Genomic DNA, 12,949 nt, shown 5'->3' on the forward strand with positions numbered 1-12,949 from the left:
GGCTTGTTCTAACCCCCCTTCCCCGGAATAGCTTGAACTAAGCGGTGCGGGCTCGGCCCGCCGGTTCCGGGGAGGGGGGACTTTGCATGAAAATATCTCAGGTGACCGTGCGCAGGCGGCTGTTCGCCGCTCTCATTTTCGTAATCGTCGGTTTCGGCGCCCTGATTTTCCGGCTCGGATACGTTCAGCTGTGGAACGGGGAGGAACTGTCGGAAAAAGCGGAAGATTCCTGGAGACGCGAAATTCCGTTCGCCGCCAAACGCGGGGCGATCGCGGATCGGAACGGCGTCAGCCTCGCGTATAACGTCAGTTCGCCGACGGTGTACGCCGTCCCGGCCCAGGTCAAGGATCCGGGAGAAACGGCGAGAAAGCTGTCGCCCTTGCTCGGCATGACGGAGGAGAAGCTTTATTCGCAGCTGACGAAAAAGGAGAGCAACGTCCGGCTGCAGCCGGGGGGACGCAAAATGACGACCGAGCTGGCGCAGCGGGTCCGGGATCTCGATTTGCCGGGCATCGTCGTCGCGGAGGACAGCAAGCGCTACTATCCTTACGGCAGCATGGCGTCGCACATTCTCGGCATCGTCGGCTACGACGGGGGACTGACGGGGCTGGAGAAAAAGTATGACGAGCTGCTGTCCGGCATCAACGGGAACGTTTCGTTCCTGACGGACGCGGCGGGCAGGCAGATGCCGAATTCGTCGGAAAATTACGTGCCGTCGCGCGACGGGCTCACGCTCCAGCTTACGCTCGACCAAAAAATCCAGTCGATCGTCGAACGCGAGCTCGATCAAGCCATGCTTCAATATCAGGCCGACAGCGTCATCGCCATCGCGATGGATCCGGACACCGGCGAAATTTTGGCGATGGGAAGCCGTCCGACGTTTCAGCCCGATTTGTATCAGGAGGTCGACCCGTCCGTCTACAACCGGATTTTGCCGATCTGGATGACGTACGAGCCCGGGTCGACGTTCAAGATCATTACGCTCTCCGCGGCGCTCGAGGAAAAAAAGGTCGATTTGAAAAACGAGTTTTTTTACGACCCCGGCTTTGTGGACGTGGCCGGCGCCAAGCTGCGCTGCTGGAAAAAAGGAGGGCACGGCAGCCAGTCGTTCCTCGAGGTCGTCGAAAACTCCTGCAACCCGGGCTTCGTGGCGCTGGGGCAGCGGCTCGGCAAGGACGCGCTGTTCAAGTATATCCAGGATTTCGGCTTCGGGAAGCGAACCGGAATCGACCTGGAGGGAGAAGAAAACGGCATTTTGTTCAAGCCGAAGCAGGTCGGTCCGGTCGAGCTCGCGACGACCTCGTTCGGCCAGGGCGTTTCCGTTACGCCGATCCAGCAAATTACGGCGGTGGCGGCGGCGATCAACGGCGGAAAGCTGTATAAGCCGCACGTGTCCAAGGCATGGGTGCACCCGGAAACCGGGACCGTGCTGGAGGAGACGCAGCCCGAGCTCGTCCGGGAGGTCATCTCGCCCGAGACGTCGCGGCAGGTTCGCGAGGCGCTCGAAAGCGTCGTCGCCCGCGGCACGGGGGGCAACGCCTTCCTGGACGGCTACCGGGTCGGCGGCAAGACGGGGACCGCGCAAAAGGTCGTGAACGGCAGGTACTCGCCGAACGAGCACATCGTGTCCTTTATCGGCTTCGCGCCGGCGGACGACCCCGAGCTGATCGTTTACGTCGCGGTCGACAATCCGCAGGGCATTCAATTCGGCGGCGTCGTCGCGGCGCCCGTCGTGCGCAACATCATGGCGGACGCGCTGCCGTACCTCGGCGTCAAGCCGAGCGCCGACCAGCTTCCGAAGGAATACAAGCCGGGCGAAACGCGGATCGTGACGGTGCCGAACGTCGTCGGGAAGACGGTTTCGGATTTGTACGAGGACCTGAACATGAATTTTACGTTGTCCGCTTCGGGCAAAGGCTCGACGGTCATCCGGCAGGCGCCCGCGGCCGGCTCGCGGGTGGCGAAAGGGTCGGTCATCCGCATCTATTTGGGCGAAGAAGCCGCGGACGAATGAAAAACGTTTCATTTTCAGAAAATCGTGCGGGATTCACTTGTGTCGGCGAGTCCGTTCGTTGATAATGAGTGTACTGCATGTCGAAGGAGGCCGATGGCTTATGTTATTGGAAGAACTTGCCCGGCAGTTGATCGTATGCCGTCCCGTCGGCGATATCCGGGTCCCTATACAAGGCATCGAAGCTGATTCCCGTCGCGTGCGGCCGGGTCAGCTGTTCTTTTGTTTGCCCGGCCATACCGTGGACGGGCACGATTTCGCGCCGCAAGCGGCGGCGGCCGGCGCGGCGGCGCTCGTCGTCGGCCGCGAGCTGGACGTCGCCCTGCCGCAGCTCGTCGTGCCCGACGTCGGGCATGCGCTGGCGCAGCTTGCGGACGTCTGGTTCGGACGTCCGTCGCACAAGCTGCTGCCGATCGGCGTCACCGGCACGAACGGCAAGACGACGACGACGTATTTGATCGAGCGCATTCTGGCGGACGCGGGCATCGCGCCCGGCGTCATCGGCACGATCGAGACGCGGTTCGCCGGAAGGAGCCTGCCGATGTCGGGGACGACGCCCGACGCGCTGAACCTGCAGCGGATTTTCCGGGAAATGGCGGACGCCGGAACGGAGCGCTGCGTCATGGAAGTCAGCTCCCATGCGCTCGCGCAGGGCCGCGTGAAGGGGACAAGGTTCCGCGGCGCGGTATTTACGAACCTGACGCAGGACCATCTCGATTATCACGGCACGATGGAAGCATACGCCGACGCGAAGGGGCTGTTTTTCTCCCGGCTCGGCAACCATTACGAGGACGATCCGTCCTTGCGCGGCTACGCCGTGCTCAACGCGGACGACGACGTTTCGGAACGGTTCGCCCGGCTGACCGCGGCGGAAGTGGTGACCTACGGCGTGGAGCGGGAGGCTCACGTTCGGGCGTCGAACGTCCGCATCTCCGCCGGGGGAACGTCGTTTACGGCGGACACGTTCCGCGGCAGCCGCGAAGTGAAGCTCAAGCTCGTCGGCAAGTTCAACGTCTACAACGCGCTGGCGGCGCTCGCGGCCGCGCTTTGCGAAGGCATCGGGCTCGACCGGGCGATCGCGAGCCTGGAGAGCACGCCCGGCGTTCCCGGCCGGGTGGAAGCGGTCGACGAGGGCCAGCCGTTTGCCGTCATCGTCGATTACGCGCATACGCCCGACGGGCTGGACAACGTGCTCCGCACCGTCCGGGAGCTGGCAAAGGGACAAGTGATATGCGTTTTCGGCTGCGGCGGGGACCGCGACCGGACGAAGCGGCCGATCATGGGCCGAATCGCCGCACAGCTCGCCGACAGGCTGATCGTGACGAGCGACAATCCGCGCTCGGAGGATCCGGCCGCGATTTTGCGGGACATCGAGGCGGGGCTCGCGGACATCGGCACGCCCCGGGAGCGCTACATACTGGAACCGGACCGAAAGGCCGCGATCGAGATGGCGGTTGAAATGGCAAGCCCGGGAGATGTAGTATTGATTGCGGGGAAAGGTCATGAAACGTATCAAATCATCGGCGGCGTCACCTACGATTTCGACGACCGCCTCGTTGCGAAAGAAGCATTAAGGAGACGAAAGTCGTGATGATCGCATCTTTGCATACTGTCGCGGACTGGTGCGGAGGCGTCCGCATCGAGGGGGCGCCCGGCGCCGGACAGACCGAAATCGCCGGCGTGTCGACCGATACGAGGAGCCTCGCGCCGGGTCAGCTGTTCGTGCCGCTCGCCGGAGAACGCTTCGACGGCCACGATCATTTGCGGGCGGCCGAGGCGGCCGGAGCGGCGGCCGCCCTCTGGCAAGCGGACCGTCCGATTCCGCCCGGGGCCGGAATTCCGCTCGTCGTCGTCCGGGATACGCTTGCCGCCTTGCAAAAGCTGGCCGAAAGCTATTTGGCCGGCTTGAACGCCCGCGTCGTCGGCGTAACCGGGAGCAACGGCAAGACGACGACGAAGGATCTGATCGCCTCGGTGCTGGCGACCGGGTTCAAGGTGCACGCCACCGCGGGCAATTTCAACAACCATATCGGGCTCCCGCTGACGATCTTGCGGGCGCCGGCGGATACGGAAGCGATCGTGCTCGAAATGGGCATGAGCGGGAAAGGCGAAATTTCGCTGCTCTCGCGCCTCGCGAAGCCGGACGCCGCCGTCGTCACGAATATCGGCGACGCCCACCTGCTGCAGCTCGGCTCGCGCCGCAACATCGCGCGCGCCAAGCTGGAAATCGCGGAAGGGCTGAAAGCCGGCGGCGCCCTCGTCTACAACGGCGACGAGCCGCTGCTCCGGGAAGAGCTCGCGCATCTTGCCTTGCCCGAAGGCGCAAGGCTCGTCTCCTTCGGCGAAGGGGAGGGCTGCGACGTTCGCCTCCGGGAAGCCGAGGTGACGCTGGAAGGGTGCGTTTTCCGCATCGCGGACCGCCCGGACGCCGCTTTCGAGCTTGGCGTGACCGGACGCCACAACGCGGTGAACGCGCTCGCGGTCGTCGCGGTCGGCCGGCTGTTCGGGCTGGGCGACGAGCAAATCGCAACCGGGCTCAAATCCGCGAAGCTGACCGGAATGCGCATCGAACGATCGAAGGCGTACAACGGGGCGGTCGTGCTCAACGACGCTTACAATTCCAGCCCGACGGCGGTGCGCGCGGCGATCGGACTCGTCGCCCAGCTGAAAGGCTACCGCAAAAAGTGGATCGTGCTCAGCGACATGCTGGAGCTCGGGCCGGACGAGGCGGCGTTTCATGCGGGCATCGGCGAGGCGCTGACGCCGGACAAGGCGGATGCCCTGTACACGGTCGGGCCGCTTTCGGCGCATACGGCCGAGCGGGCGAAAGCTTCTTTTCCGGAAGGAGCCGTCCGCCACTTCGCAACGAAGCGCGAATTGATCGAGGCTTTGCTGCCGGAGCTGTCTCCGGACGATCTCGTGCTCGTGAAAGCCTCGCGCGGCATGAAGCTGGAAGAGGTCGCGTTCGCGCTGCAAAAAGGAGCCGTGGGGTGAGAGGATGGACTATACGACGACGCTGTGGACGCTAGGCGTTTCCTTTTTGCTCGCCGTCTTGCTCGGCCCGCTGTGCATCCCGGTTTTGCGGCGCCTCAAGTTCGGCCAGCAGGTGCGGACGGAAGGACCGGAATCCCACAAAAAGAAATCCGGCACGCCCACGATGGGCGGCGTCATTATTTTGCTGGCGCTGACGATCGCGTTTTTGCGGTTCGCCGACCGGGGCCCGGAATATTGGGCGCTTATCGTCGCCTGTCTCGGATTCGGGCTGGTCGGCTTTCTCGACGATTATATCAAGATCGCGCTGAAGCGCTCGCTCGGCCTTACCGCCAGGCAAAAGCTGCTCGGCCAGCTGCTGTTCGCCGTCGTTTTTTGCGTGCTGCTGCACGGGATGGATCATTCGACCGCGGTCGGCATTCCCGGCACCGATTGGTCGCTCGAACTCGGCTGGGGCTATTATCCGCTCGTCGTCGTCATGTTTTTCGCGGCGAGCAACGCGGTCAATTTTACCGACGGGCTGGACGGCCTGCTGTCGGGGACAAGCGCCCTGGCGTTCGGAGCTTACGCGCTCATCGCGCTCGAAGCGTCGCAGTCGGAATCGGCGATTTTTTCGGCGGCGATGATCGGCGCGGTGCTCGGTTTTCTCGTTTATAACGCCCATCCGGCGAAAGTATTCATGGGGGACACCGGGTCGCTCGGCATCGGCGGAGGACTGGCGGCCGTCGCGATTTTGACGAAGGCGGAGCTTTTGCTCATTCTGATCGGCGGCGTGTTCGTCATCGAAATGCTGTCCGTCATCATTCAGGTCATCTCGTTCAAAACAAGGGGCAAACGGGTGTTCAAAATGAGCCCCATCCACCATCATTTCGAGCTGTCGGGCTGGTCCGAATGGCGGGTCGTCACCACGTTCTGGTTCGCGGGGCTCGTGCTTGCGCTGGCCGGATTCATCTTGTACAAGGGGATATAGAACATGGAGCAACCAACCCGTTACCGGGGGCGGCGGGTCGTCGTCCTCGGTCTCGCGAGAAGCGGCGTCGCCGCCGCGAAGCTGTTTCATCGGGCGGGGGCGGTCGTCGTCGCGAACGACCGCAAGCCTCGCGAACAATGCCCCGAAGCTTCGGAGCTCGAAGCTTTGGGCATTTCTGTTGTGTGCGGGGGACATCCGGACGATCTGGTGACGCGGGAAACGGCGCTCCTGGTCAAAAATCCGGGCATCCCCTATACGGCGCCTCCGCTGGTCAGGGCGGCCGAGCTCGGCGTCGAGATCGTCACGGAGGTCGAGGTGGCCGCGGCGATTTCGCCGGCTCCGATCGTCGGCATCACCGGCTCCAACGGCAAAACGACGACGACGACGTGGACGGGCAGGCTGCTGGAGGCCGCCGGCCTCAAGCCGCTCGTCGCCGGTAATATCGGCCGCCCGCTGACCGACGCGGTGTCGGAGGTGTCGCCCGACGGCTGGCTGGTCGCGGAGCTGAGCAGCTTTCAGCTCAAGGGGACGAGCGCCTTCCGGCCGCGGATCGCCTGCCTGCTCAACGTCGCGGAGACGCACCTCGATTACCACGGAACGATGGACGATTACGTCGGCTCGAAGGCGAAAATGTTCGCCAATCAGACGGCGGACGACGTCGCGGTGTACAACGCGGACGACGAAGCTTGCCGGCGGCTTGCCGGATCGCTCAACGCCAGGACGCTGCCGTTCTCGCTGACGCAAAGCCTTGCGCGCGGCGTCTGCGTGGAGCCGCCGTATCTGTCCGCCCGGCCGGCGGAGGGCGAGGCGCCGGAGGACGAGTCGCGGCGCATGATCGTGTACCGGCCCGGCGACGGCACGGAGACGGCGATCCTTCCGGTCGCCCGCCTGGGCTTGCCCGGTCGGCACAACGCCGCGAACGCGCTGGCGGCGATCGCGATCGCCTTGAGCGCCGGAGCGTCGCCGGAACGCCTTGCGGCGCCGCTCGAGACGTTCGCCGGCGTGGAGCATCGGCTGGAGTACGTCGGCACGTTCCGCGGCGTCAAGTACTACAACGACTCGAAAGCGACGAACCCGACGGCGACGGCGATGTCGATCGCCTCGCTGCCGGCGCCGCTCGTGCTCATTGCCGGCGGCCTCGACCGCGGCTCGGACTACATGGAGCTGCTGCCGTCGTTTCGCGACCGGCTCAAGGCGGTCGTCGCCATCGGGGAAACGAGGGAGAAGATCGGCAAGGTGGCGGAGAAGGCCGGTTTACGTTCGGTCCGAATCGTCGATCCTGTAGAGGATGCCGCCGATACGCTTCGCCTTGCCGTCAAAGAGGCCGCCGGACTTGCTGAAGAAGGGGACACCGTACTTTTGTCCCCGGCTTGCGCGAGCTGGGATATGTTTGCGTCCTATGAGGTGCGGGGCCGCATTTTTAAGGAATCGGCGCATACGTTGTAAGAAGGGGGCTCGTCCCCACTTCTTCGTCTACGTGAGGTGTCCGGTACCATGGTCAAGACCCGTTCCGCTCCCGATATCTGGATCATCGCGGCGACGCTCGCCATTTTGGCGATCGGCATCGTCATGGTTTACAGCGCCAGCGCCGTAGCCGCTTTCCACGATTACGGAGACAAGTTTTATTACGTGAAGCGCCAGCTGGTGTTTGCCGCGATGGGCATCGCCGCCATGTTCGTCACGATGAACGTCGATTACGCCCGGCTCAAGAAATGGACGCTGCCGGCGCTCATCGCCTGCTTCGCGCTGCTCGTCGTCGTGCTCGTTCCGGGTATCGGCGTCGTGCGGGGCGGGGCCCGAAGCTGGCTGGGGATCGGATCGTTCGGCATCCAGCCTTCGGAATTCATGAAGCTGGCGATGATTTTGTTTCTCGCCCATTTTCTTTCCGAGCGTCAGGACCGGATGCATTCCTTCGCGCGGGGGCTGATGCCTCCGCTGGGCATTCTCGGCGCGGCGTTCGCCCTCATCATGCTGCAGCCGGATCTTGGCACCGGAGCCGTCATGATCGGGGCGTCGCTGCTCGTCATTTTCGCGGCCGGAGCCAGGCTCGCCCATCTGGGCGGCCTCGCGCTGCTCGGGGTTGCCGGCTTCGTCGCCCTGATCGCGGCGGCGCCGTACCGCCTTCAGCGCATCACGGCGTTTCTCGACCCGTGGCAGGACCCGCTCGGCGCGGGCTACCAGTCGATCCAGTCGCTTTACGCGATCGGGCCGGGCGGGCTCGTGGGCTTGGGCCTCGGCATGAGCCGGCAAAAGTACAATTACTTGCCGGAGCCGCAGACGGATTTCATTTTTTCGATTTTGGCGGAGGAGCTCGGTTTCATCGGAGGATCGCTTTTGCTGCTGTTGTTTCTCCTGCTCATCTGGCGCGGCATGCGCTGCGCGATTACGATTGCCGATCCGTTCGGCAGCTTTCTCGCGGCCGGCATCGTCGGCATTTTCGGCGTTCAGGTGCTTATGAACGTCGGCGTCGTCATCGGCCTGCTGCCGGTGACGGGCATTACGCTGCCGCTCGTCAGCTACGGAGGCTCGTCGCTTACGCTGCTGCTGACGGCGCTCGGCATTTTGCTTAATTTATCCCGTTATTCGAGGTGAACGTATGCGTATCGTATTGACCGGCGGAGGCACCGGCGGCCATATTTATCCCGCGCTCGCCATCGGCCGGGAAGTGACGGCGCGGGAGCCCGACTCGTCGCTGCTGTATATCGGAACCGAGCGCGGGCTGGAAAGCCGGATCGTTCCCGAGCAGGGCGTCCGGTTTCAAAGCATTCACATTACCGGCTTCCGGCGGTCGCTGTCGCTTGACAACGTCCGCACCGTCATGCGCTTCCTTAAGGGCGTGAAGCGCTGCAAAGCGATGCTGAGCGAGTTCAAGCCGGACATCGTCGTCGGCACCGGCGGCTACGTGTGCGGACCGGTCGTTTACGCCGCGGCGAAGCTCGGCATCCCGACGCTCATTCACGAGCAGAACGTCGTTCCCGGGCTGACCAACAAATTTTTAAGCCGGTACGCGGACGGCGTCGCCGTCAGCTTCGCGGATTCGAAGCCGCATTTCGGCCGCAAGCCCAATGTGGTGCACGCAGGCAATCCTTGCGCTTCGGCCGTCGCCAAAGGAGACAGCCTCAAGGGCTTCGCCTCGCTCGGCCTGGCGCCGCAAACGCCGTTCGTGCTCGTCGTCGGCGGCAGCCGGGGAGCGAAGGCGCTCAACGACGCGATCGTCGACATGGCGCCGAAGCTGGGCTCGCTAACCGGCGTCCATTTTATTTTCGTAACGGGGGAGCGTTATTACGAAGAGACGCTCGCGCGGATGAAGGGACCGCTTTCCGCCGCGGAAAGCCGCGTGCATGTGCTGCCGTACGTCCGCAACATGCCGGAAGTGCTGGCGGCCGCATCGCTTGTCGTCAGCCGCGCGGGCGCCTCTTCGCTGGCGGAAATCACTTCGCTCGGGGTACCGTCGATTCTCGTGCCGTCTCCGAACGTCACGAACAATCACCAGCAGCCGAATGCGGAAAGTCTGGAGGCGGCGGGGGCGGCGGTCATGATCCTGGAGAAAAATCTGACCGGGGACGCCCTGTTTCGGACGATCGCCGGCATTATGGGCGATCCCGCCCGCCGGGAAGCGATGTCTCGCGCTTCGCGCGGCCTCGGCATGCCGGAGGCGGCCGCGACGATCTACGATCAAATCAAGGGCATTATTCGTAAACGTTAATGAAAATACAAGGCTTGTTTCGGTCGGCCGTTGGGCGTTTGTCACCAGCGCGGGCCGCTCGTCATACTATACAGCGTAATCGCGACTGTCGGTCCGGCGGCGAGCGGCGCCGCGGGGACGGCTGACCGAAACGCTTTAGGAATTGGGAGGAACTATTTATGCAACGGTTGGTCGCGGAATTGGAACAAGCCCGAGTCGGGCGCGTGAAGCTGAACGAATCGCTCGCCGAACATACGACCTGGAAAATCGGCGGACCGGCGGATCTCTTCATCGTTCCCGAATCCCGCGAACAATTGTCCGGCGCGCTCGGGATTTTGCATCGGCACGGGATTCCCTGGACTCCGCTCGGCCGCGGATCCAACACGCTCGTCTCCGACAAAGGAATTCGGGGCGCCGTCATCAAACTGGGCAATGGGTTCGACCGCATCGATTTCGACAACAACGCCGTTTGCGCCGGAGCGTCCTATTCCTTCATCAAGCTGTCGGTCATGGCCGGAAAGCAGGGCCTCACCGGACTGGAATTCGCGGGAGGAATTCCCGGTTCGGTAGGCGGAGCCGTCTACATGAACGCCGGAGCGCACGGTTCCGACGTGTCGCGCATTTTAAAGTCGGCCGATATCGTCTGGGAGGACGGTAGCAGCGGGACGTACGGAAAGGATCAACTGGATTTCGGCTATCGCCATTCGATCCTGCATGAACGCCGGGGCATCGTAACGGATGCGACGTTCGTCCTTGAACAAGGCGATCGCAAGGAAATCGCCGCCGTTATGGCGACGTACAAGGAGAGGCGGCTGCGCACCCAACCCCTGCAAGCGGCTTGCGCGGGCAGCGTGTTCCGCAATCCGCCGAACGATTATTCCGCGCGGCTCATCGAGGCCGCAGGATTGAAAGGCGCCCGCGAAGGCGGGGCCGAGGTTTCCCTTCTGCACGCCAACTTTATCGTCAATCACGGCGGAGCAACGGCCGAGGACGTCCTCGCCCTCATGGAGCGGGTTCAAAACACCGTCGAGGACCGTTTCGGAATCCGATTGGTGCCGGAGGTTCTATTGATGGGCGAACGGTAATCCGGAGGTGAAACCCTTGGACAATTTGGTGATTGAAGGCGGCACGCCGCTTTCGGGCACCATTCGCATCCACGGAGCCAAAAACGCCGCTCTGCCGATTCTGGCCGCCAGCTTGCTGGCCGAAGGAACGGTAACGATTCGCAACGTACCCCGATTGCTCGACATTCAAGTGATGCTCGACATTTTGCAAAATCTTGGCTGCCGCGCCAGCCGTCAGGACGAGGAAATCAAGGTCGACGGCGCGCTGGCTTCCTCCTCGCACGTTCCGGAGGTCCTGATGCGCCAGATGCGGTCTTCGGTTTTTTTGATGGGACCGCTGCTTGCCCGCTTCGGCGAAGTGCAGGTGTACCAGCCCGGAGGCTGCGCGATCGGCGAGCGTAAAATCGATTTGCACCTGCGGGGGCTGGAGGCGCTCGGCGCGGAAATCCAGGCGATGGGCAACCGGATCGTCTGCAGGGCGAAACGGCTGCGCGGCGCGGAAATCATCTTGGACTTTCCCAGCGTCGGCGCGACGGAAAACGTTATGATGGCGGCCGTTCTGGCCGAAGGCCGGACGACGATCGTCGGCGCGGCCCGCGAGCCGGAAATCCAGGATTTGGCGAAGTTTTTGAACGCTATGGGCGCCTGTGTCCGCGGGGCCGGCACGGATACGATAACCATCGAAGGCGTGTCGTCGCTCTCCGGGTGCGAATTCGAAGTGATTCCGGACCGGATCGTGACGGGGACGGTCATGGTCGCCGCCGCGGCGACGAAAGGCGACGTCTCGCTCGCCGGTGCCGAGCCCAGGCATCTTACCGCTCTCATCCATGTGCTGCGGCGCGCCGGTGTTCAAATTCAAATCGAAAATGATATAATAAAAGTCTGCGCGGCCGCTCGTCCGCGCGCCGTGCCTCGGGTCGTGACCTCGCCGTATCCGGCGTTTCCGACCGATTTGCAGGCGCAACTGATGATTTTGCTGTCGCTGGCCGACGGCGTAAGCGTCATTAAGGAAACCGTGTTCGAAGGCCGCTTCAAACATGTCGACGAGCTTTGCCGCATGGGGGCCGACATCCGGACCGATTTGAACAACGCCTTTATCCGCGGCGTGCCGAAGCTGTTCGGAACGACGGTGGAAGCGACGGATTTAAGGGCCGGTGCCGCGCTTGTCATCGCGGGACTCGCGGCGGAAGGCCGGACGGTCATCGAGCAGGTTCATCATATCGACAGGGGATATGATCGGATAGAAGAGATGTTCGGCCGATTGGGAGGCCGGATTGTCAGACAGTGCAGCGACAGGGCCAATATCGCGGCTTTTCGCTGAGGGGTTCCCCGCTGAAGCTTAACCCCATTCTTTGGCGGGGGATTTTTATAGGCTGACCGGGACAAGCCGCATGGGGGCCGAGCGGAGGACCCGAACGGAACGGGGGGAGGAGGAGCGAGATGGCAGAGCGGATACCCGCGTTGAAAAGAACGTCCGCAGAAGGCGAAGCGGCGCCGCGCCGCAAGGGCGGAAAGCTGCTGTGGATCGTTTTTGTTTTGTTCGTCGTCGTGATGATCTTCTTGTTTTTCCGCTCCTCCTTGTCGAAAGTATCGTCCGTTCAAATTTCCGGAAACGTGCACGTCACGGCGGAAGACGTCATGTCCGCCGGAACGGTGCGGGAAGGCGATTCGTTTTTCTTCCCGGGCGCGGAGGAGATGGAGCGGCGCATTCGCGAGCTTCCGCCGGTCGAATCCGTCAAGGTGACGAAGCGTTTTCCGGGCAAGATCGAAATTGCCGTGAAGGAATTCGAAGAGGTCGCCGTCGAGCTCGACGAAACCGGAAAGACGCTCGTCGTGCTGGCGAGCGGGATCGCGGTTCCGGTGTCCGGAGATTTGCCGGACAAGCCGGTGCTGACCGGCTGGTCGGAAATGGAAGCGCAGCGAAGCGCGCTGTGCGTCGCGCTCGGCCAGCTGCCGGACTCTCTGCTGAGAGATTTGTCCCAGATCGCCCCCGATCCTTCTTCCGCCTATCCGGACCGGATCAAAATCTTTACCCGTTCCCGTTTCGAAGTGACGACGACGATCGAAAGGCTCCCCGAGAAGACGACCGTCCTTTCGGAAATCGTGGAAAACCGGGAACCCGGAAAAGTCGTTCTCCTCGAAGCGGATACGTACAGGCCTTTTTCGGCACAAACTGAGCCGGATAGCGCGGGATAATCTTTTAAACTAAGGAAATGGACTCTACTCA

Annotated in this window: 10 protein-coding genes; all 10 read left to right on the top strand. The window is 63.0% G+C overall.

What is annotated here, in order from left to right; translation table 11 throughout:
- Positions 1–86 precede the first annotated feature (86 nt).
- The 10 genes from JW799_RS19505 (at position 87) to JW799_RS19550 (ending at position 12,918) form a co-directional block, all read left to right on the top strand.
- Positions 87–2,015 carry a stage V sporulation protein D gene (locus JW799_RS19505; RefSeq protein ID WP_205431278.1) on the top strand — a complete coding sequence of 643 codons (1,929 nt, stop codon included), beginning with the start codon at positions 87–89 and terminating at the stop codon, positions 2,013–2,015.
- A gap of 100 nt (positions 2,016–2,115) precedes the next feature.
- Positions 2,116–3,603, top strand: coding sequence for a UDP-N-acetylmuramoyl-L-alanyl-D-glutamate--2,6-diaminopimelate ligase (locus JW799_RS19510; RefSeq protein ID WP_205431281.1), 1,488 nt, complete (start codon positions 2,116–2,118; stop codon positions 3,601–3,603).
- A complete protein-coding gene (locus JW799_RS19515; protein WP_080840476.1) occupies positions 3,600–5,006 on the top strand; it encodes a UDP-N-acetylmuramoyl-tripeptide--D-alanyl-D-alanine ligase in 1,407 nt (468 codons plus the stop codon). Before JW799_RS19510 ends, JW799_RS19515 begins: the two co-directional genes overlap by 4 nt.
- A gap of 4 nt (positions 5,007–5,010) precedes the next feature.
- The gene (mraY, locus tag JW799_RS19520; RefSeq protein ID WP_080840474.1) at positions 5,011–5,973 is read left to right on the top strand and encodes a phospho-N-acetylmuramoyl-pentapeptide-transferase; all 963 of its coding nucleotides are present in this window, start codon (positions 5,011–5,013) and stop codon (positions 5,971–5,973) included.
- A gap of 3 nt (positions 5,974–5,976) precedes the next feature.
- A complete protein-coding gene (murD, locus tag JW799_RS19525) occupies positions 5,977–7,419 on the top strand; it encodes a UDP-N-acetylmuramoyl-L-alanine--D-glutamate ligase (RefSeq protein WP_080840472.1) in 1,443 nt (480 codons plus the stop codon).
- Between the two features lie 48 nt (positions 7,420–7,467).
- Positions 7,468–8,565, top strand: a complete 1,098-nt coding sequence (gene spoVE / locus JW799_RS19530) for a stage V sporulation protein E (protein ID WP_205431283.1) — start codon at positions 7,468–7,470, stop codon at positions 8,563–8,565.
- 4 nt (positions 8,566–8,569) lie between these two features.
- Positions 8,570–9,679 carry an undecaprenyldiphospho-muramoylpentapeptide beta-N-acetylglucosaminyltransferase gene (murG, locus tag JW799_RS19535; protein ID WP_205431284.1) on the top strand — a complete coding sequence of 370 codons (1,110 nt, stop codon included), beginning with the start codon at positions 8,570–8,572 and terminating at the stop codon, positions 9,677–9,679.
- A 158-nt stretch (positions 9,680–9,837) separates the two neighbouring features.
- Entirely contained in the window at positions 9,838–10,743 is a 906-nt protein-coding gene (gene murB, locus JW799_RS19540; protein WP_080840466.1) for a UDP-N-acetylmuramate dehydrogenase, read from the top strand.
- A gap of 16 nt (positions 10,744–10,759) precedes the next feature.
- On the top strand, positions 10,760–12,043 hold the full coding sequence (murA, locus tag JW799_RS19545) for a UDP-N-acetylglucosamine 1-carboxyvinyltransferase (RefSeq protein WP_080840464.1): 1,284 nt from the start codon (positions 10,760–10,762) through the stop codon (positions 12,041–12,043).
- 119 nt (positions 12,044–12,162) lie between these two features.
- Positions 12,163–12,918: a cell division protein FtsQ/DivIB gene (locus JW799_RS19550; RefSeq protein ID WP_080840462.1), complete on the top strand. Its 756-nt coding sequence runs from the start codon at positions 12,163–12,165 to the stop codon at positions 12,916–12,918.
- The last annotated feature ends 31 nt before the right edge of the window (positions 12,919–12,949 follow it).

It is taken from the genome of Cohnella algarum (genome assembly GCF_016937515.1).
In the GTDB taxonomy this organism is placed as follows: Bacteria; Bacillota; Bacilli; order Paenibacillales; family Paenibacillaceae; genus Cohnella; species Cohnella algarum.